Source organism: Kitasatospora terrestris (assembly GCF_039542905.1).
Classification (GTDB): domain Bacteria; phylum Actinomycetota; class Actinomycetes; order Streptomycetales; family Streptomycetaceae; genus Kitasatospora; species Kitasatospora terrestris.
The window spans coordinates 5,019,519-5,038,971 of the sequence record NZ_BAABIS010000001.1 but is presented as its reverse complement, the minus strand read 5'-3'; the positions used below and the strand labels follow the sequence as shown (position 1 = coordinate 5,038,971).

17 protein-coding genes are annotated in these 19,453 nt (G+C 72.8%); 9 read left to right on the top strand and 8 right to left on the bottom strand.

The annotated features are described in order from the left end of the window. Window positions 1–211: 211 nt before the first annotated feature. Together dapC and fdxA are read right to left on the bottom strand one after the other, a co-directional pair. A complete protein-coding gene (gene dapC, locus ABEB06_RS23285) occupies window positions 212–1,360 on the bottom strand; it encodes a succinyldiaminopimelate transaminase (protein WP_345698827.1) in 1,149 nt (382 codons plus the stop codon). A gap of 17 nt (window positions 1,361–1,377) precedes the next feature. Continuing rightward, window positions 1,378–1,704, bottom strand: coding sequence for a ferredoxin (gene fdxA / locus ABEB06_RS23280; RefSeq protein ID WP_191289380.1), 327 nt, complete (start codon window positions 1,702–1,704; stop codon window positions 1,378–1,380). A gap of 125 nt (window positions 1,705–1,829) precedes the next feature. Between fdxA and ABEB06_RS23275 the strand changes: the two genes are divergently transcribed. Next, window positions 1,830–2,840 (top strand): GNAT family N-acetyltransferase, encoded by a 1,011-nt coding sequence (locus ABEB06_RS23275; RefSeq protein ID WP_425559679.1) that lies wholly within the window; start codon window positions 1,830–1,832, stop codon window positions 2,838–2,840. Between the two features lie 56 nt (window positions 2,841–2,896). After that, a complete protein-coding gene (locus ABEB06_RS23270) occupies window positions 2,897–3,778 on the top strand; it encodes a transglutaminase family protein (RefSeq protein WP_345698825.1) in 882 nt (293 codons plus the stop codon). 39 nt (window positions 3,779–3,817) lie between these two features. Here ABEB06_RS23270 and ABEB06_RS23265 read toward each other — a convergent pair whose 3' ends face one another. From ABEB06_RS23265 to ABEB06_RS23240, 6 genes are all read right to left on the bottom strand, one after another. Then, window positions 3,818–4,441, bottom strand: coding sequence for a response regulator (locus ABEB06_RS23265; RefSeq protein ID WP_345698824.1), 624 nt, complete (start codon window positions 4,439–4,441; stop codon window positions 3,818–3,820). A gap of 9 nt (window positions 4,442–4,450) precedes the next feature. Next, the gene (locus ABEB06_RS23260) at window positions 4,451–4,738 is read right to left on the bottom strand and encodes a chorismate mutase (protein WP_345698823.1); all 288 of its coding nucleotides are present in this window, start codon (window positions 4,736–4,738) and stop codon (window positions 4,451–4,453) included. A 51-nt stretch (window positions 4,739–4,789) separates the two neighbouring features. Further along, window positions 4,790–6,028 (bottom strand): sensor histidine kinase, encoded by a 1,239-nt coding sequence (locus ABEB06_RS23255; RefSeq protein ID WP_345698822.1) that lies wholly within the window; start codon window positions 6,026–6,028, stop codon window positions 4,790–4,792. 8 nt (window positions 6,029–6,036) lie between these two features. After that, window positions 6,037–6,759 (bottom strand): ABC transporter permease, encoded by a 723-nt coding sequence (locus tag ABEB06_RS23250; protein ID WP_345698821.1) that lies wholly within the window; start codon window positions 6,757–6,759, stop codon window positions 6,037–6,039. Then, complete coding sequence (locus tag ABEB06_RS23245) at window positions 6,756–7,715, bottom strand: ABC transporter ATP-binding protein (RefSeq protein ID WP_345698820.1); 960 nt, start codon at window positions 7,713–7,715, stop codon at window positions 6,756–6,758. Before ABEB06_RS23245 ends, ABEB06_RS23250 begins: the two co-directional genes overlap by 4 nt. A 101-nt stretch (window positions 7,716–7,816) precedes the next feature. Next, window positions 7,817–9,940 carry a S9 family peptidase gene (locus ABEB06_RS23240; protein WP_345698819.1) on the bottom strand — a complete coding sequence of 708 codons (2,124 nt, stop codon included), beginning with the start codon at window positions 9,938–9,940 and terminating at the stop codon, window positions 7,817–7,819. Window positions 9,941–10,100: 160 nt separating this feature from the next. Here ABEB06_RS23240 and ABEB06_RS23235 point away from each other — a divergent pair, with 160 nt between their 5' ends. From ABEB06_RS23235 to ABEB06_RS23205, 7 genes are all read left to right on the top strand, one after another. Then, the gene (locus ABEB06_RS23235; RefSeq protein ID WP_345698818.1) at window positions 10,101–10,295 is read left to right on the top strand and encodes a DUF2304 domain-containing protein; all 195 of its coding nucleotides are present in this window, start codon (window positions 10,101–10,103) and stop codon (window positions 10,293–10,295) included. Between the two features lie 73 nt (window positions 10,296–10,368). Then, the gene (gene mshB / locus ABEB06_RS23230) at window positions 10,369–11,256 is read left to right on the top strand and encodes an N-acetyl-1-D-myo-inositol-2-amino-2-deoxy-alpha-D-glucopyranoside deacetylase (protein WP_345698817.1); all 888 of its coding nucleotides are present in this window, start codon (window positions 10,369–10,371) and stop codon (window positions 11,254–11,256) included. After that, on the top strand, window positions 11,253–11,708 hold the full coding sequence (locus ABEB06_RS23225) for a DUF6113 family protein (RefSeq protein WP_345698816.1): 456 nt from the start codon (window positions 11,253–11,255) through the stop codon (window positions 11,706–11,708). Before mshB ends, ABEB06_RS23225 begins: the two co-directional genes overlap by 4 nt. Window positions 11,709–11,876: 168 nt before the next feature. Beyond that, window positions 11,877–14,123 (top strand): peptidoglycan binding domain-containing protein, encoded by a 2,247-nt coding sequence (locus ABEB06_RS23220; protein WP_345698815.1) that lies wholly within the window; start codon window positions 11,877–11,879, stop codon window positions 14,121–14,123. Window positions 14,124–14,254: 131 nt separating this feature from the next. Continuing rightward, on the top strand, window positions 14,255–15,979 hold the full coding sequence (locus ABEB06_RS23215; protein WP_345698814.1) for an ABC transporter family substrate-binding protein: 1,725 nt from the start codon (window positions 14,255–14,257) through the stop codon (window positions 15,977–15,979). Between the two features lie 483 nt (window positions 15,980–16,462). Beyond that, the gene (locus ABEB06_RS23210) at window positions 16,463–17,488 is read left to right on the top strand and encodes an ABC transporter permease (protein WP_345698813.1); all 1,026 of its coding nucleotides are present in this window, start codon (window positions 16,463–16,465) and stop codon (window positions 17,486–17,488) included. Window positions 17,489–17,616: 128 nt separating this feature from the next. Continuing rightward, complete coding sequence (locus ABEB06_RS23205) at window positions 17,617–19,389, top strand: ABC transporter substrate-binding protein (protein WP_345698812.1); 1,773 nt, start codon at window positions 17,617–17,619, stop codon at window positions 19,387–19,389. The last annotated feature ends 64 nt before the right edge of the window (window positions 19,390–19,453 follow it).

The window sequence follows — 19,453 nt, the reverse complement described above, 5'->3', positions numbered from 1 at the left end:
CCAGGGGCTCACCGGCAGAGGCTCACCGACAGGGGCTCGGGGCTCTGTCCGATCTGCGGCTCCGCCGCGTGAGCGACGCCAACCCCGCTCCCGCTCGCACCAGCGCTTGACGCCGACCACGTGAAGGGGCGCGAGGAACTGCGCCGCCGACCATCGCTCTACCGAGTGCATGGCCGGTCGCGCAGTTCCTCGCGCCCCTGTCGTGCTTGCGCTATCCCCGCAGGCGCGCCACCGCGGCGGCGACCCGCTCGTCCGTCGCGGTGAACGCCACGCGGACGAAGCGCTCCCCCGCCGGCCCGTAGAAGTCGCCGGGCGCCACCAGGATGCCCAGCTCCGCGAGTTCGGCGACGGTCTCCCAGCACGGCCGGTCCTGGGTCGCCCACAGGTACAGGCTGGCCTCGGAGTGCTCGATCCGGAAGCCGTACGCCTCCAGGGCGGCCCGCAGCGCGGCCCGCCGCGCCGCGTACCGCTCCCGCTGCTCGACCACGTGCGCGTCGTCGCCGAGCGCCGCGATCGTCGCGGCCTGCACCGGCGCCGGCACGATCATGCCGCCGTGCTTCCGGATCTCCAGCAGCTCCCGCACCACCACCGGGTCGCCGGCGACGAACGAGGCGCGGTAGCCCGCCAGGTTGGAGCGCTTGGAGAGCGAGTGGACCGCGAGCAGCCCCTCGTGCCCCTGCTCCCCGCAGACGGACGGGTGCAGCACCGAGACGGGCTCGGCGTCCCAGCCCAGTTCCAGGTAGCACTCGTCGCTGACCAGCAGCACCCGGTGCTCCCGGGCCCAGGCGACGGCGGCGCGCAGTTCCTCCGCGCCGAGCACCCGCCCGGTCGGGTTGGACGGCGAGTTCAGCCACAGCAGCCGCACCCGCGAGCCGTCGAGCTCGTCGACGCTGTCGTACGCGACCGGCTCGGCGCCGCAGAGCAGCGCGCCGACCTCGTACGTGGGGTAGGCGAGCCGCGGGTAGGCGACCTGGTCGCCGGGGCCGAGGCCGAGCTGCCCGGGCAGCCAGGCGACCAGCTCCTTGGAGCCGACGGTGGGGAGCACCGCCTCGGGGCCGATCTCCGCGCCGACGCGCCGCCGCAGCCACCCGGAGACGGCGCCGCGGAGCTCCGCGGTGCCCCAGACGGTCGGGTAGCCGGGGGCGTCACCGGCGTCGGCGAGGGCCTTCTGGATGACGTCCGGCACCGGGTCGACCGGGGTGCCGACGGAGAAGTCGCACAGGCCGCCGGGGTGGGCGAGCGCGGTCGCCTTGTACGGCTCCAGCTTGTCCCAGGGGAAGACCGGAAGGCGGTCGGATACGCGGCGCGCCGCCCCCGGGTGTCCCGGGAACGGCGCGGACGTGCTGTTCTTGGTGCTCACAGCTCGGATGCCACCGATCAGTGGTCGGTGTTCTGCGGCGGAAGGGCCGCGATGAACGGGTGGTCCCGCTCGATCAGGCCCAGCTTGGAAGCGCCACCGGGCGAACCGAGGTCGTCGAAGAACTCGACGTTCGCCTTGTAGTAGTCCTTCCACTCCTCCGGGGTGTCGTCCTCGTAGAAGATGGCCTCGACCGGGCAGACCGGCTCGCACGCACCGCAGTCGACGCACTCATCCGGGTGGATGTACAGAGAGCGCTCGCCCTCGTAGATGCAGTCGACCGGGCACTCTTCGATGCACGCCTTGTCCTTGACGTCGACACAAGGCTGCGCGATGACGTAGGTCACGCTGTCGTTCCTCCTCGGAAGGGCTGCCGCCCTACTGTTTACTCGGTCGCGCAATTGAGCGCGGCGTCGTCGATGCCCGCCCCTAGTATCGCGGGTCGGAGACCGCAAATGCACAGGAGGTGCCGATGAGCCCGAGTGGAACGCCGGTGGAGGGCCGTCCCGAGGTCCGGATAGACCGGTCTGACGTGGGACGACGGGTGTCCGTCCGGCGTGTCTCGGAGTTCGTCGGCGACCGGCCGGTGTTCCGCGATCTGATCGGCGTTCTCGAGTCCTGGGACGATCATGGCATCTCGGTGGTGCCCCGCAGCGGCGAGTCGGTCACCTTCCCGGCCGACCGGCTGGTCGCGGGCAAGACCGTGCCGCTCTTCCCGGCCCGTCGGGTGCGGCCCCCGTCCGCGACCCCGCTGGAGCTGCAGCGGATCGCCGCCCGCTCCTGGCCGGCGGTGGAGAACGAGCCGCTCGGCGAGTGGACGCTGCGGGCCGCGGCCGGCTTCACCCGGCGGGCCAACTCGGTGCAGGCGCTGGGCGATCCTGGCCTGCCGCTGGGCGAGGCGCTGGACCGGGTGCGCGGCTGGTACGCGGCCCGCGGCCTGCCCGGGTACGTCGAGGTGATCACCCCGGGCTCGCCGCCGGACCTCGCCGCCGAGCTCGACCGGATCGGCGCGGCGTACGCCCCGACCCTGGTGCGCACCGCACCGCTCGCGCCGCTGGCGAAGCTCGGCCGCGGCCACGAGAGGGTGCGGCTGTCGCGCACCGCCGGGCCGCGGTGGATGTCGCTGTACCGGCGGGTGACCGCCGACCCGGCGGTGGAGGAGGCGGCCCGTCAGGTGATCCACGGCGGCCCCTCGGTCTGGTTCGCCACCGTGCCGGGGCCGGACGGCGGCGCGCCGCTGGCGATCGGCCGGCTGGCGGTGGACGGCGCGTGGGCGTGCTTCGGCGCGATCGAGGTCGCCCCGAACGCCCGCCGGACGGGTCTGGCGACCACAGTGATGGCGGTGCTCGCGGCCCGGGCGGCCGAGGAGGGGGCGGGTGCCGCGTGCCTGCAGGTGGAGGCGGAGAACGCGGGGGCGATCGCGCTGTATGACGGACTGGGCTTCGCGACCAGTCACACTTACCACTACGCGCGTCTTCCGTAGCCCTCGCGCGTCGCCCCACCTCTTCCGTACCGAAGGCTGCTGAACCGAAGGCTGCTGTGACCGAGCAGAGCAGATCCCGCTTCCGGGCCGAGGCCCGCGCCGAGCATCCCGACCCGGTGCTGTTGTGTGTGCTCGCGGCCGCCGAGCACACCCTCGGCGACCTGGGCGCCGACCCGGGCGACACCGGGGAGAGGCCGACCCTGCAGGCCTTGCTCTCCGCCTGCCAGGCGGCGCTGGACCGGCATGCCGCCGCGATCCGGCAGGCGGTGGCCGAGCGGCGGCCGTCCGGGCCGGAGGAGACGGCCGCGCTGCTGGCGGCGGTGCTCGGCGGGCGGGAACGCTTCCACGGGCAGCAGTCGGACTACCGGCGGCTGGAGTCCTCGCTGCTGCCGGAGGTCCTGCGGCGGCGGCGCGGGCTGCCCATCATGCTGTCGCTGGTGTGGAGCGCGGTGGCGTCGCGGGCCGGGCTGACCGTGCACGGGATCGCGCTGCCGGGGCACTTCATCGTCGCGGTCGGCGGGCCCGCCGGCGGCGAGGAGTACGTGCTGGCGGATCCGTTCCACGGCGGGCGGCTGCTCGACCTGCCGGACGTGGAGCGCCTGGTGATCGCGGCGGGCCACCGGTACTCGCCCGAACTGCTCACCCCGGCGCAGCCGCTGGACATCGTGCTGCGGGTGCTCGGGAACATCCGGAGCTGGGCGGCGGACCGCCCGGAGCACGCCCGGACCCAGCTCTGGGCGGCGGAGCTCGGGCTGCTGCTGCCCCGGCATCCGGCGCAACTGCGGCTGGAGCGGGCCGAGCTGCTGGTGAAGACCGGCGACTTCCTGGGCGGCGCGGCCGAGATGGAGGCCTACGCGGAGATCCTCGACGCGTTCAACCCGGAGGCGGCGGCCAAGGTCCGGCACGAGGCGCGGGCCGCCCGCCACCGGCTGAACTGAGGGGCCGGGGGCCGGCCCTCCGCCACGGCCGGCCCTCCGCTACAGCCAGCCCTTCTCCCTGGCGACCCGGACGGCCTCGGCGCGGTTGCGGGCGCCGGTCTTCTGGATCGCCATCGACAGGTAGTTGCGGACGGTGCCCTCCGACAGGTGCAGCCGGCGGGCGATGTCGGCGTTGACCGAGCCGTCGGCGGCGGCGGCGAGCACGTCGAGCTCGCGGCCGGTGAGCGGGTTGGCGCCCTCGGCGAGCGCGGCGGCGGCGAGCGTCGGGTCGATGACCCGCTCGCCGCGCAGCACCCGGCGGATGGCCTCGGCGAGTTCGCCGGCCGGGGCGTCCTTGACCAGGAAGGCGTCGGCGCCGGACTCCATGGCGCGGCGCAGGTAGCCGGGCCGGCCGAAGGTGGTGGCGATGACGATCTTGGTGCCGGGCCGGCGGCGGCGCAGTTCGGCGGCGGCGTCGATGCCGGTCATGCCGGGCATCTCGATGTCGAGCACGGCGACGTCCACGTCGTGCTCGACGGCGGCGTCGACGACCTGGTCGCCGCGCGGGACCTGGGCGACCACGTCGATGTCCGGTTCGAGGCCGAGCAGGGCGGCGAGCGCCTCGCGCACCATTCCCTGGTCCTCGGCCAGCAGGACCCTCACCGAACGCGCCTCGTCTGTCATGCCGTCAGCCTACGGGCGGCCGAAGGCGTCGAGCTCCAGTTCGGTCAGCTCGGCGATCAGCAGCCGGTAGACCTTCTCGACCAGGTCGGCGGGGATGCCGTGGCCGTCGGCGAGCGCGCGGACCCTGTCCACGACCTGCTGGACGCGGTCGGGGGCGCGGACGGCGGTCTCGTCGGTCTTGTGCCGGGCGACCCGGTGGACGACGGCGATCCGCTCGGCGAGCAGGGCGACGATCCGCTCGTCCAGGCCGTCGATCTCGGCGCGCAGCGAGGCCAGTTCAGGGGATGCGGGGGTCATGGCAGCGCAGCCTACCCACCCGGCGCACCCACCCCGGCCCGCCCGCCCGGCCTAGCCGCCCGTCGCGGCCGGGCGGAGCGGGACGAGGGCGCGCAGGCTGAAGCCCCTGCCGTGCGGGCCGGCGCCGGTCTCCAGCCGGCCGCCGACCTGGGCGAGCCGTTCGCGCAGGCCACAGAGCCCGTTGCCGGGGGCGGACTTGCCGGGGCCGCGCCCGTTGTCGGTGACGTCCAGGACGGCCCAGCGGGTGCCGTCGTCCTCCCAGGTCTCGTCGAGGGTGACGGTGCACCGGGTGGCGCCGGCGCCGTGCCGGACGACGTTGGTGACGGCCTCGCGCAGCGCCCAGGCCAGCGCGCCGGCCTCGTCGCCGCCGAGCCCGGGGCGGCCGTCGGCGAGCGCGGGGTCGGTCTCCAACCGGACCCCGGTGGTGGTCAGCGCGGTGCGCGCGGCGGCCAGCTCGACGGCGAGGGTGGGCCGGCGGAAGCCGCTGACGGCCTCCCGGACGTCGATCAGGGACTGCCGGGCGACGCTCTCGATGTCGGCGACCTGCGCGCGCCCCTCGGCGGTCTTCCCGGCGTCCAGGAAGCGGCCGGCGAGCTCGCTCTTGATGGTGATCAGCGAGAGCGAGTGGCCGAGCAGGTCGTGCAGGTCGCGGGCGAGTCGCAGCCGCTCCTCGGAGGCGGCGAGGTGGGCGACGGCGGCGCGGGCCTCGCGCAGCTCGCGCATGGTGGCGATCAGCCGCTGCAGGCCGGTCATGGCGAGTCCGCCGAGCAGGCAGGGCAGGGCGATCGCGCCGACGGTGTCCCGGTCGGCGTCGACCAGCAGGCCGATGCCGAGGGCGAGCGCGGTGACGGCCAGCACGCCGTGGACGCTGCGCCGGGGCGGCAGCACGATGGCCATGCAGACGGTGGTGTACGTGAAGAGGGTGAGCCAGGACTCGCCGAGGGTGAAGGTGGTGGTGACCGCCAGGGTGGACATCACCGCCACCGGCACGTACTTGCCGCGGTAGCCGTCGGCCCGGGTGGAGCGGATCGTCACCAGCGAGAAGTAGGCGGTGAGGAAGACCGCGAGGGCCACCGCGCCCGCCACCGTGGCCGCGGTGGTGTGCTTCCCACCGGCCAGGTCCTTGACCGGGTAGACCAGGTAGACCAGCCAGAGCGACATCCAGCAGAGCTTGACCAGCAGTTGGCGCCGGTTCTCCACCACGGCGCCGGGGATGTTGCCGTAGCCGCGGGCGTCCGGGCCCGCCTCCTCCGCGGCAGCGGGGCGACGGGCCCGGAAGGTCTTCAGCATGCGGGCCATCATGCCCGCCGCGCGTCCTTGCGGTACAGGTGGGCCGCGGCCGCGACGAACAGGGCGAGGAAGCCGGCCAGGAAGGCGACCGCGGCGGTGTCCAGCGCGTGTCCGGGCTGCACGAAGGTGGCCAACCGGTTGTACTCGTACACCGGGTTGAACCGGGCGAAGGCCTTCAGCGAGTCGTCCACCGGGAACCAGGTGCCGCCGAACAGCGCCATCAGCATGTAGACGATCATCACCATCGGCTGCACCGCGTCGGGCTGCGCCGCGTACCCGAGGGCGACGCCGAGCGCGGCGAAGACGAAGCTGCCGAGCCAGAGCGCGAGGCCGAGCCCCAGCCACTGGGCCGCCGAGAGGCTGACGCCCTCGATCGCGCCGATCGCGAAGACCACCAGGATCGCGGGCAGGGTGGTCACCGCGCAGGAGGCGATCTTGCCGACGGTGTACGCCCGCCCGGGCAGCGCGGTCAGCCGCAGCTGGCGGGTCCAGCCGTTCTTGCGCTCCAGCGAGATCCGCTGCGCGGAGCCGGTGAGCACCGCGCCGACCGCGCCGAAAGTGGCCATCGAGACCATGAAGTACGACTTCGCCGGGATGCCGCCGGCCACGTTGCCGCCGCTGTAGGCGCTGATGAAGAACACGTACAGCAGCGCCGGGTAGAGGATCGTGAACATCAGGTACCGCTTGTTGCGCAGGGTGCGCAGGATCTCCAGCCGGATCAGGGTGGTCATCGCGCGCTCTCCGTTTCGAGGGTCTCGACGGCGTCCTGCTCGCCGGTGATGGTCAGGAAGGCCTGCTCCAGGCCGAGTCCGGTGACCTCCAGGCCGCGCGGCTGCAGGCCGGCGCGGTAGAGCGCGGCGACGTCCGCGTCGGCGTCGGCGGAGCGGATCCGGACGGTGCGCACCGCGTCGGGCCGGCCGGTGACGTCCAGGCCGACGACGCCGGGCAGGGCGCGCAGCAGGCCCTCGTCGACCGGGCCGTCCTCGGGGTGGAGGTCGAAGCTGATCCGGCGGGCGCCGGCCCTGGCCTTGATCTCGGCGGAGGTGCCGTCGGCGATCAGCCGGCCGCGGTGCAGCACCAGCACCCGGTCGGCGACGGAATCCGCCTCCTCCAGGTAGTGGGTGGCGAAGAGGACCGTCCGGCCCGCGTCGGCCTGGGCCCGCATGGCGGCCCAGAACCGCTGCCGGACGGAGACGTCCATGCCGGTGGTGGGCTCGTCGAGGACGATCAGGTCGTTGGCGCCGGCCACCGCGAGGGCGAAGCGCACCCGCTGCTCCTGGCCGCCGGAGAGCTTGTCCACCTTGCGGTCGGCGAGCTCGGTGATGCCGGCGGTCTCCAGCACCTCCTCGGGGCGGTGGCCGCGCGGGTGGACGGCGCAGGCGAAGGCCACCAGTTCGCGGACCTTGACGTCGCTCATCAGGCCGCCGCTCTGCAGCATCGCGCCGACCCGGCCGGCCTCGATCGCGGCCCGCGGCGCTCCGCCGAACAGCTCGACGGTCCCGTCGTCGGGCTCGCGCAGGCCGAGCAGCAGGTCCAGGCTGCTCGACTTGCCGGCCCCGTTCGGGCCGAGCAGCGCGACCGTCTCCCCGGGCCGCAGCACCAGGTCCAGGCCGTCGACGGCCCGGACCCGGCCGTAGCTCTTGCTGACGTTCCGGAAGGCCGCGACCTCCCCCGTTCCCGCACTCATCGTTTCCTCTTCCGAGAGTCGTCTTCTCCGACCTCTTCAGAGTCCCCGGAACGGGGGGTCGCCCGGCAGTGCCCGCCGTCGCGTCTGCGGCATGACAGATGTCATGCCGTGCCGAGGGCCTGCTTCAGGAAGTCGACCTGGAGCAGCAGCAGGTTCTCGGCCACCTGCTCCTGCGGGGTCATGTGGGTGACGCCGCTGAGCGGCAGGACGGTGTGCGGGCGGCCGGCGGCGAGCAGCGCCGAGGACAGCCGCAGGGTGTGCGCGGCGACCACGTTGTCGTCGGCCAGGCCGTGGACGATCATCAGCGGCCGGCGGAGCTTCGGGGCGTCCGCGATCAGCGAGTTGGCGTCGTACACCTCGGGGCGCTGCTCGGGGTGGCCCAGGTAGCGCTCGGTGTAGTGGGTGTCGTAGAGCCGCCAGTCGGTGACCGGGGCGCCGGAGACGGCGGCGTGGAAGACGTCCGGGCGGCGCAGCGCGGCGAGCGCCGCCAGGTAGCCGCCGTACGACCAGCCGCGGACGGCCACCCGCTGCAGGTCGAGCGGGTACCGCTCGGCGAGCGCCCGCAGGGCGTCCACCTGGTCGTCCAGGGTGGCGCCGGCGAAGTCGAAGGCGATCGCCTTCTCCCAGGCGGGGCTGCGTCCGGGGGTGCCGCGGCCGTCGGCGACCACCACGGCGAAGCCCTGGTCGGCGAACCACTGCGAGGTCAGGTGGGCGTTGTGCGCCTGCACCACGCGCTGCCCGTGCGGCCCGCCGTAGGGGTCCATCAGCACCGGCAGGGCGCCGTCGCGCTCGGCGTCGTACCCGGTCGGCAGGAACACCGCGCAGGGGATCCGCCGCTCGCCGGCGTAGGTGAACGCGGGCCGGGCGGTGAGCAGCGGCACCTCGGCGTGCGAGTCGACGGTGGCGACCGGCTTGCCGTCGACCAGCACCCGGGCGGTGGTGCCGGGCCGGTCGGCGGAGGCGGTGAGCAGGACGGTGGTGGCGCCGCCGCGGACCGCGCTCGCGGTGCCGGCGTCCTCGGGGCCGAGCTCGCGGACGCCGTCCGGGCCCGCCTGGTAGAGGCCGGTCCGGCCGGGCTCGGCGGCCTCGTCGGCGGCGCCGGCGGAGGCGGTGAACAGCACCTCGTCCGCCCCGACGGCGAGCACGGCGCGCACGTGCAGCTCGGCTCCGGTGACCGCGCGGTCGCCGATCCGCAGGTGCCGGGCGCCGCCCTCGTCGCTGATCCGCACCAGCCGGCCGTCCGGGGTCCAGGCCGGGACGCCGGGGAACAGGTCGTGCCAGACCGGGTCGGTCTCCTCGACGAGCACGGTGGTGGCGCCGCTCGCGGTGTCCACCGTCAGGAGCTGCTGGGTGCGCTGGTCGCGGGCCTGGGCCAGTAGCAGCGGCGGGCCGCCCGCCGACCAGTGCACCCGGGCCAGGTACGGGAAGGCGTCGGCGTCCCAGCGGACCTCGGTGCGCGAGCCGTCCAGGCCGATCAGCCAGAGCGTGACGGCGGCGTTGCCGGTGCCGGCCGCCGGGTACGCGACCTCGGCGGGCACGGTGCCCGGGTTGGCCGGGTCGGCGATGTACCAGCGCTGCACCGGGGCGTCGTCGGCGCGGGCGGCGAGCAGCGACCGCCCGTCCGGCGCCCACCAGTAGCCGCGGTCGCGGTCCATCTCCTCCTGCGCGATGAACTCGGCCTGACCCCAGGTCACCCCGTCCGCCTCCGGCGAGGCGAGCGCCCGGTCACCGGCCCCGTCGGTCCGGCTGATCCGCAGCTCGCCGGCGGTGTTGGCGTACGCGACGTGCGCGCCGTCCGGGGCCGGGCGCGGGTCCAGCAGCGGACCGGCGGCCGGCAGTTCGCGGACCTGACCGCCCACCAGGTCGGCCAGGAAGAGCCGGCCGGAGAGCGCGAACGCGGCCTGCGCGCCCGCCCCGTCCAGCGCGTAGCCGACGATGCCCGCCGAGCCCTCGCGGCTGCGCTCGCGGCGCGCCCGCTCGGCGGCCGACAGGTGCTCCTCGCCGCCGACGAGCAGCGCGTGCGGGTCGGCCGCGACCCGTTCCACCCCGGTCGCCGGGTCGAGGGTCCACAGCAGGTTGGCCCGGTCACCGCCGCCCCGGGAGCGGAGGAAGACGACCCGGGAGCCGTCCGGTGCGACGGCGAACGAACGGGGCGCGCCCACGGTGTAGCGCAGGGTCCGCGCCGACTGCCGGGGGAAGGTGTCCTGAGGGTGCTCGGTGGTCATGACAGCAGAGCCTAGGGGCAGGGCTGAAGATGATCACTCGTTCGGCGCAAGGAGAGGTCACTCGACGTGATGCGACGGTCACCGATCGGGTATCTGTTGACCAACCTTTCGACGTCGCCCCGTCCCTGGGCGGCGCACTCGAGGAAGGGTGTGAGCCGCAATGGCTTTGTCCGTCTCCGCAGTGGTGCTGATGCTCGTCATCGTCTGGGTGCTGGTCCGGCGCTCAGGCCTGAAGCTCACGCACGCGATCGTCTGCGCACTGCTCGGCTTCTATCTCGCGTCCAGTTCCATCGCCCCGTCGATCCAGCAGGTGACCGCCAACGTCGCCGGCATGATCAACGGCCTGAAACTCTGAGCCGCCGGGTGGAGGCCCGGGGCCTGGCCGACCGCCCGGCGGGAACGGTCGGCCAGGCCCTAGGCTGCTGGGCATGACTTCCGTCTCTGCCCAGTCCACGCGCGGCCTGCTGCTGGTGCACGCCCATCCGGACGACGAGTCGATCGGGAACGGCGCCACCATGGCGCGCTACGCGGCCGAAGGAGTGCGGGTCACCGTGGTGACCTGCACTCTCGGCGAGGGGGGCGAGGTGATCCCGCCGGAGCTGGCGCACCTGACGGCGGACCGGGAGGACACCCTCGGCGAACACCGGATCGGCGAGCTGGGCTCCGCGATGCGCGAGCTCGGCGTCGCCGACCACCGCTTCCTGGGCGGGGTCGGCCGTTACCGCGACTCCGGGATGATGGGCGTCGCGGACAACGACGTGCCGGGCTGCTTCTGGCGGGCGGACGTGGACGAGGCGGCCGGGCACCTGGTCGCGGTGGTCCGCGAGGTCCGCCCGCAGGTGCTGGTGACCTACGACGAGGACGGCGGCTACGGGCACCCGGACCACATCCAGGCGCACCGGGTGGCGATGCGCGCGTACGAGCTGGCCGCCGACCCCGCGTACCGCCCGGAGCTCGGCGGGCCGTGGCGGATCGCCAAGGTCTACTGGAACCGGATGCCGCGCTCGGTGATCGAGCGGGGCCTCGCGGAGGTGGCGGCGAAGGCTCCGTTCCCCGGGGTCGCGGCGCCGGGCGACGTGCCGGGCGTGGTGGACGACGAGCTGGTGACCACGGTGCTGGACGGCGCGGCGTACGCCGGGGCGAAGGCCCGGGCGATGGCGGCGCACGCCACCCAGGTCACCGTGGACGGCCCGTTCTTCGCGCTCAGCAACGGCCTGGGCCAGCCGCTGCTGGCCACCGAGTACTACCAGCTGGTCCGCGGCGAGGCCGGACCGGACCGTCCGGAGACCGACCTGTTCGCGGGGGTGGCACGGTGAAGGTCGTCAGCCGGGTGCTGGGCACCAGGGAGCAGCGCCTCAAGGAGCCGCTGCCGCCGCGCGGGGTGCGGATCGCGCTGTACGCGGCGCTTTTCCTGCTGGGCGGCCTGGTGTCGCTCTTTGGAGCCTTTGTGCAGACTGTGTGGCCCCCGGTCGGGCTGCTGCTGACCCTGGTGGCGACCGCGGCGCTGTTCTACGCCGGGCTGCGGGCGACCGGGACGAAGCTGGGTGCCGGGGTGCCGCTGGCGGGCTGGTTCGTGGTGCTGATGGTGCTTCTGGCGCCGCGCCAGGAGGGCGACCTGGTCCTGGAGGCGAGCGTGACCTCCTACCTGTACCTGTTCCTGGGGGCGGTGGCCGGGGTGGTGTGCGCGACGCTGCCGACCCGGTCCGGTTTCGGCTTCGGCGTTCCGCCGGCCGAGCCGCGACAGGCAGTCAGGAACGGCCGACCGTAGTCCCGTACCGGGCGAACCGGGCATATCGGATACCGAGGTTGCCGTCCGGCCGGTTTTGCCGCCCAGTAAGGTGTTGCTGCGGCGAGTCGGCCGCAGTCTCGAGAACAGCTGGCACAAAGCCGCCGCCGGCCCCCGCCGGCCCGGCCGCGAATCCGGAGCAGAGCAGCATTGAGCAGCCGCGAATCTGACAGCGCCTTCCCGCCGCCTCGTCGCAGCGGCCCCGACGCCTACCCGTCGGGCACCCCGCCGTACGGCACCGGCCTGCCCGCTGGCTTCGGCGCCGAACCGGCCGCGGAGCCGGACGACGTCCCGAAGACCGAGACGACGCTGACCACCCGGGTGCGGATCAACATCCCGGGCTCCCGGCCGATCCCGCCGGTCGTGGTGCGCAGCCCGGTGAAGGACGAGAAGCCCGCCGCCGAGCCGGCCGAGCCCCAGGGGCCCCGGCACCGCGGCGGCAACGACCCGGTGCGCGGCGTGATGGACGCGAACCCGCGGACCACCACCCCGCCGAACCTCCCGCCGGAGTGGCAGGAGCCGGCGCCCGCGCCGGCCGCCTCCGAGGCGGAGTCGACCGGCGAGTGGTTCAAGCCCCGGCAGAAGGCCGGCAGCGCCGCGCCCGCACCCGCGCAGGTGCCCGCCGGCGCCCCGGCCGGCGGCCCCGCACCGGCGGCGGCCCCGGCGCCGGGCCGACCCGCGCCGGCCGCCCAGGGCGAGCCGCGCCGCCCCGCGGCACCCCGGCCCACCGGCGCGCCCGCCTCGCCGTTCGCCCCGGCGGCGGCCGGGGCCCCGGCCGGCCGGCCGGGGCAGGGCGGCCGCGTCGAGCGCCCGGCGGGCGACCCGTACGCGGGCTCGCCGCACCAGGACCAGTTCCGGGAGCCGTTCCACGACCCGTTCGCCGCCGCGCCGTCCCCGGCGGCCGATCCGTTCGCCGCGGGCCGTCCCGCCCCAGGAGCCGATCCGTTCGCCGCAGGTCGTCCCGCCCCGGGCGCCGACCCGTTCGCCGCGGATGCCGGCCCGTTCGCGACGACGCGCCCGGGTCCGGCCGGGGCCACCCGTCCGGCACCGGTCGAGGAGCCCGAGGACACCCAGATCGGCGGCTTCGACCCGATCGAGGACGAGCCCCGCCAGGGCCCCGGCATACCCGGGGGACCGAACGGCCGCCCGTTCGAGTCCGCTCCCCCGGCCGCCGGCTCCGCCGATCCGTTCGGCACCCGGCCCGCGGCCGACCCGTTCGGCACCGACCCGTTCGGCACCGGCCAGTCGTTCCAGCGCCCCGCCGCCTCGCAGGCCGCCGACCCGTTCACCGCCCGCCCGCCCGGCGGCGGCCGCTTCGCCGACGCGCCGGAGCCGGCCCAGCCGTTCCCGGGCTCGCCCCGGGCGGCCGCGCCGAAGGGCGCCGAGCCCGCCGCGGCCGAGACCCAGGCCGCCCCGGCGGCGGCCCCGGCGTCCGCCGCCCCGGCGAAGAAGAAGTCCGGAAGGGCCGGCAAGCTGGCCGGCTACGCGGTCGGCGGCCTGCTGTTCGCCGGCGCGGCCGCGTACGGCACCGGCCTGATGCTCAACCAGGCCGACATCCCCAAGGGCACCACGGTGCTCGGCACCGACATCGGCGGCGACACCCGCGACCAGGCGGTCACCGCGCTGGACGGCTCGGTGGCGAAGACCGGCCAGCAGCCGCTCAAGCTGAAGATCGGCGACAAGGCGGTGGACCTGGACCCGGCCAGCGCCGGCCTGAGCTTCGACACCACCGCGACCGTGGACGGGCTGACCAAGCACAGCTGGAACCCGGTCGAGGTGATCGGTTCGCTGGCGGGCGGCGGCAAGGCCGTGGAGCCGCAGGTGCGGATCGACAAGTCCAAGCTGAAGGCCGCGCTGGACGACCTGGCGGGCAAGTCCGGCCAGGGCCTGCAGGAGGGCTACGTCCGCTTCACCGACGCCGGCCCCGAGGTCGTGCCGGGCAAGGCCGGGCAGGCGGTGGACTCCGCCTCGGCCCTCGCCCAGGTCGAGCAGGCGTACCGCAACCGCGCCGCCGGCCGCCCGGACGGCGACGTGGCGCTGCCGCTGGCGGCCGCCCAGCCCAAGGTCGGACAGGACGCGCTGCAGGCCGCCGCGGACTCGCTCGGCAAGCAGGTGCTGGCCGGCAACGTGCAGGTCTACGTCGGCACCGTCAAGAAGTTCGAGTTCGGCAAGGCCACCGCGGCCAAGGCGCTCACCCTCGTACCGGACGCCTCCGGCAAGCTGGTGCCCAAGTGGGACCTGGACAAGCTGGCCGCCGCCTACGGCACCTCCTTCGACAAGCTGAAGTTCAAGAAGGGCGGCCAGTCGGTGCCGATCACCGCGCAGGACGTGGCGGACGGCATCGCCTCGGCCTTCGAGAAGACCGGCAAGGACCGGGTGTTCCGCTTCACCAGCTGATCCCCGCTCAACCCCGTTCGCCGGGGCCGGTGTCCCTCCGGGGCGCCGGCCCCGGCGCCGTTTGGCGGATCCTCGCCAATGGCGGGGCCCGGCATCGACAACGGCCGTCGATGATCTCCAAGATGGCCCGCATGCTGCCGAGACCCCGGATCCCGCTCGCCCTGGCCGCCTCGGTGGCGGCGCTGTCCTTCGCGCTGTGCTCCTGCGCCCAACCGGACGGGGTCCCGGCGGGCGACCGGGCGGCGGCGGCAGCGGCGGCGGACGGCGGCGCGCCCCGGATGACCCAGCAGTCGCTGAACAGCCGGCCGCGCGACCAGCTGCGCCGCGGCGGCACGCTGAACTGGGCGATCGACCAGTTCTCCGGGCAGTGGAACCCGCTGCACACGGACGGCTCCGAGGCCTCCACCAACGACGTGATGAAGTCGCTGCTGCCGACCTTCTGGCGCTCCGACGCCGGCGGCACCCAGACCCCCAACCCGGCCTACCTGCGCGACGTCCGCACGGAGACCCGGCAGGGCCGCCAGGTGGTCGTCTGGACGCTGAACCCGAAGGCCCACTGGTCCGACGGCAAGCCGATCACCTGGCGCGACCTGCAGGCCACCTGGCAGGCGTTGAACGGCACCGACGACGCGTACAAGCCCTCCAACACCTCCGGCTTCGACCAGGTGGAGAGCGTCACCAGGGGCGCGGACGACTTCCAGGCCGTGATGGTCTTCAAGGAGCCGTTCTCCGACTGGCAGGCGATGTTCAACAACGCAGGCAACGCCCCGCTGCTGCCCGCCGAGTACATCTCCGGGCCCGAGCAGTTCAACACCGCCTTCAAGGGCCGGATCCCGGTCACCGCGGGCCCGTTCAAGCTGGAGAGGCTCGATCCCGCGGCGCGCACCGTGACGGTGGTCGCCGACCCGGACTGGTGGGGCGACAAGCCGATGCTGGACCGGATCGTCTTCAAGGCGATCGACACCGGCGCGATGCCGGACGCCTTCGCCCGCGGCGAGGTCGACTTCTACAACAACGGCCCCAACGCGGCCGGTTACAAGAAGATCCAGGAGACCCCGGGCGCCGAGGTGCGCAAGGCCGGCGGCCCCAACCTGCGGCACATCGTGCTGAACGGCCGCAACCCGCTGCTGACCGACGCCAGGGTCCGCCAGGCGCTGTTCCGGGCGCTGGACCGGTCCGAGATCACCCGCACCGACCTGGCCGGCCTGGACTGGCCCTACGTCCCGATGAACAACCACTTCCTGGTGCCCGGCCAGCACGGCTACCAGGACAACTCGGACGGGCTGAGCCGCTTCGACCCGCAGGCCGCCGCCCAGCAGCTGGACGAGGCGGGCTGGAAGGCCGGCCCGGCCGGCGTCCGGATCCGGGAGGGCAAGGAGCTGGCGCTGCGCTTCGTGGTGCCGACCGGCAACCAGGTGGCGGCCAACGAGAGCACCCTGGTGACCCGGATGCTCGGCCAGGTCGGGGTGAAGGTGACGGTGCAGGCCGTGCCGGCCGCCGACTTCTTCGACAAGTACGTCTACAAGCACGACTTCGACCTGACCGCGTTCGCGCTGCTCGGCACGCCCTTCCCGGCGACCGGCTCGACCAGCACCTTCCAGCAGGACGCCGGCGGCAATTACGCCCAGGTGGGCAGCAAGGCCCTGGACAAGGCGATGGCGGACGCCGCCCGGGCGGACACCCCGGACGCCGCGACCGAGGCGATCAACCGCGCGGACGCCGAGGCGTGGGAGGTCGCCGGCATGGTCCCGCTGTACCAGCGGCCCGCCATCTACGGGGTCCGGAAGAACGTGGCCAATCTCGGGGCGCCGGGTTTGTCCGACTTCGTCTACGAGAACATCGGGCTGCTGAAGTAACCGTCCGGCGAAAACTCGCCAATGGCGTGAAATTGCCAGCCGACCCGGGTAGCCCCCGCTCGACCTAATTCGGATGCACCGACCCCTCTAAATAGCGGGCGGACCCCTCGCCGCGATAGTGTCCGATTATCGGACACCCAATTACAGTGAACAATTCACTGTATTGATGGCAATTCGGGCAGCCGATCTACACGCGTCGCGCGACCGCCCAGCCGCACGTCGCGTCCTGATACCGGACTTGTCGCGCTCGGGTTACGGACGTGTGAACCACGTTCGGGGCGCTATGTCCGGTTTTGACCGTCTCACCGGGAGGCTGTCAAGAAGTTTCGAACTACGAAGTGGTTGACATTCCAGCACGATGAAAAAAATGGCTGGCCAGCAACTGAGAAACTCTTGACGTTCGATAAACGACTTGCAAGAGTCCGTGCATCCAACTTCTTACTCCTTGCTGCTGCACGGACCACGGTCGGGAGCTTTTGCACCATGACGACGCCACCAGGGGCCACGACAGAGGCCGACCCCGTCCTCGTCGAGCCCACGAAGGACGTGCCCGGCAACAAGCCCGGCGAGCTCCTCGGGCGCACGCCGGGCCAGATCGCCTGGAGCCGCTTCAAGCGCAACCGGACGGGCGTGATCTGCGCCTGGATCGTGATCTTCTACGTGGTGGTCGCCCTGTGCGCCCCGCTGATCTCCGCGCTGTACGGCAAGGACCCGTACACCTTCTACGGCCTGCGGGACGTCTCGCTGCTGGACGAGTTCAACATGCCGGCCGGAGCCAACGGCGGCATCAGCGGTGAGTACTGGTTCGGCATCTCGCCGCAGACCGGTCAGGACATCTTCACCAACGTCATCTACGGCGTCCGCACCTCGCTGGGCATCGCGGTGGTCATCGTGATCATCTCGACCCTGCTGGGCGCGGTCATCGGCATCGCCCAGGGCTACCTCGGCGGCAAGTTCGACTACTTCGTCGGCCGCTTCAGCGACCTGCTGCTCGCGATGCCCTCGCAGCTCTTCTTCATCGCCTTCACGCCGATCGTGCTGAACCTCTTCGTGCCGATCGACAAGGAGACCCCGACCCACATCCGCATCCTCGCGATGTGGACCGTGCTGGCCCTCCTGGGCTGGATGGGCCTCGCCCGCCTCCTGCGCGGCATGACCCTCTCGCTGCGCGAGCGCGAGTACGTCGAGGCCGCGAAGATCGCCGGTGCCTCCTCCCGGCGGATCATCTTCAAGGAGCTGCTGCCCAACCTCTCCACCACCATCCTGGTTCAGACCACGCTCCTGCTGCCGGCCATGGTCACCACCGAGGCGGGCCTGTCCTTCCTCGGCGTGGGCATGGTGAGCCCGACTCCGGACCTCGGTCGGATGTTCTCGGACGCGGCGCAGTACTACGACACGGATCTGACCTACCTGCTCTTCCCGGGCCTCACGCTGACGATCTTCGTCCTCGCGTTCAACCTGCTCGGGGACGCGGTCCGGGACGCTCTCGACCCGAAGACCATCGCGTAACACCGCACCACCCTGCACCCCTGCACACGTAGTACCCGCAAGACCCGCAACCCCCAGTCCGGCAGTCCCGGCGGCCCAGGCGGTCCGCGCTGACCAGACATCACATGTCCAGTGACAGGTAGGAATCCATGAGACTTCGCAAGGCAGCGTACGTGCCCGCGATGCTGGCCATCAGCGCCCTGGCCCTGACCGGCTGCTCCAGCGGCAGCGGCAGCAAGTCCGGCGACGGCGGCACCAAGGGCGGCGCCAAGTCCGAGGTGCAGAACTTCGGTCTGGGCACCCTCGCCGACTCGACCGGTCCGGCCCCGGAGGTCAAGGGCGCCAAGACCGGTGGCGTTGCCTACGGCATCGAGGCCGCCGGCTTCGACCACCTGGACCCCGGGCAGATCTACGTCAACGAGTACCAGGCCCTGGCGCAGCTCTACAGCCGCAGCCTGACCGGTTACAAGATCGACCCGGCCACCGGCAAGACCATCCTGGTCGGTGACCTGGCGACCGACACCGGCAAGTCCTCCGACGAGGGCAAGACCTGGACCTGGACCCTCAAGGACAACCTGAAGTTCGAGGACGGCTCGCCGATCACCTCGAAGGACGTCAAGTACGGCATCGAGCGCCTGTACGCGACCTACCAGGACCAGGGCCCGACCTTCATCCAGGAGTGGCTGTCGGGCGCGGACTACCGCAAGACCTACGAGGGCCCGTACGACGGCAAGGAGCTCGGTGACGACGTCATCGGCACTCCGGACGCCAAGACGATCGTCCTGCACTTCAAGGAGTCCCACAACGACGCGCCGTACGCGGCGGCGATGCCGAACATCACGGCCATCCAGAAGTCGAAGGACACCAAGGAGAAGTACGACGTCAAGCCGGACTCGATCGGCCCCTACAAGATCGAGAGCCACGAGCCGGACAAGTCCCTCAAGCTGGTCAAGAACCCCAACTGGGACCCGAAGTCGGACCCGATCCGCCACCAGTTCGTGGACTCCTGGGAGTTCGAGCTGGGCATCACCAACCCGGCGCTGACCACCCGTCTGATGGCCGGCAACGGCAACGACAAGAACGCGCTGACCCTGGTCCAGAACGCCGACGCGCCGAACATCGCCAAGATCTCGGCCGACGCGTCCTACAAGGACCGCCTGATCAACAAGTTCCAGCCGTTCGTCGACACCTTCGACATCAACAACACCCGCGTGACGGACCCGAAGGTCCGCAAGGCCCTCGCCCTGGCCTTCCCGCGCGCCCAGGTGCAGAAGCTGCTCGGCGGCGCCGCCACCGGCGACATGGCCACCAACCTGATCAGCCCGACCGTCTCGGGCTGGAAGGACACCGACCCGCTGGGCCTCAAGGCCAAGCCGGAGGGTGACCCGGAGGCCGCCAAGGCGCTCCTGAAGGAGGCCGGCAAGGAGGGCTACCCGATCGTCCTCGCCTACGCGAACACCCCGCGTTGGCAGCCGATCTCGGCCGCCGTCCAGGAGGCCCTGAACTCGGCCGGCTTCAAGGTCGAGCGCAAGGAGCTGGACCCGACCACCTACTACTCGGTGATCGGCAAGAAGGACAACCCGTACGACCTGTACCGCACCGGTTGGGGCGCGGACTGGCCGGTCGGCGCGACCGTGATCCCGCCGACCCTGGACGGTCGCAAGATCGCTGACGGCTCGCCGAACTACTCGCACTACAACAGCGACGCCACCAACGCGGAGATCGACCGCATCCTGAAGATCTCGGACGCCAAGCAGGCGAACGAGGAGTGGATGAAGCTGGCCGACAAGATCCTCGCGGACGTCCCGAAGATCCCGACCACCTACGGCAAGTTCTACCAGGTGTACGGCGCGGGCCTGGGCGGCGTGGCCTACAACGAGGTCATCGGCGCCACCGACGTGAACAGCGTCTTCGTCAAGTAAGCACCACCCCGGGCAGCGGGACCCGCTCCCGCACCCGACCCGGTGGGGCCGCTCTTACCGAGCG

Excerpts from the sequence above, each read along its gene's own strand:
- mshB (WP_345698817.1), top strand. The coding sequence starts at position 10,369 with ATGACTTCCGTCTCTGCCCAGTCCACGCGCGGCCTGCTGCTGGTGCAC.
- ABEB06_RS23240 (WP_345698819.1), bottom strand. The coding sequence starts at position 9,940 with ATGACCACCGAGCACCCTCAGGACACCTTCCCCCGGCAGTCGGCGCGG.
- ABEB06_RS23210 (WP_345698813.1), top strand. The coding sequence starts at position 16,463 with ATGACGACGCCACCAGGGGCCACGACAGAGGCCGACCCCGTCCTCGTC.
- ABEB06_RS23215 (WP_345698814.1), top strand. The coding sequence starts at position 14,255 with ATGCTGCCGAGACCCCGGATCCCGCTCGCCCTGGCCGCCTCGGTGGCG.
- ABEB06_RS23205 (WP_345698812.1), top strand. The coding sequence starts at position 17,617 with ATGAGACTTCGCAAGGCAGCGTACGTGCCCGCGATGCTGGCCATCAGC.
- ABEB06_RS23275 (WP_425559679.1), top strand. The coding sequence starts at position 1,830 with ATGAGCCCGAGTGGAACGCCGGTGGAGGGCCGTCCCGAGGTCCGGATA.
- ABEB06_RS23265 (WP_345698824.1), bottom strand. The coding sequence starts at position 4,441 with ATGACAGACGAGGCGCGTTCGGTGAGGGTCCTGCTGGCCGAGGACCAG.
- ABEB06_RS23260 (WP_345698823.1), bottom strand. The coding sequence starts at position 4,738 with ATGACCCCCGCATCCCCTGAACTGGCCTCGCTGCGCGCCGAGATCGAC.
- ABEB06_RS23235 (WP_345698818.1), top strand. The coding sequence starts at position 10,101 with ATGGCTTTGTCCGTCTCCGCAGTGGTGCTGATGCTCGTCATCGTCTGG.
- ABEB06_RS23245 (WP_345698820.1), bottom strand. The coding sequence starts at position 7,715 with ATGAGTGCGGGAACGGGGGAGGTCGCGGCCTTCCGGAACGTCAGCAAG.
- ABEB06_RS23250 (WP_345698821.1), bottom strand. The coding sequence starts at position 6,759 with ATGACCACCCTGATCCGGCTGGAGATCCTGCGCACCCTGCGCAACAAG.
- ABEB06_RS23255 (WP_345698822.1), bottom strand. The coding sequence starts at position 6,028 with ATGCTGAAGACCTTCCGGGCCCGTCGCCCCGCTGCCGCGGAGGAGGCG.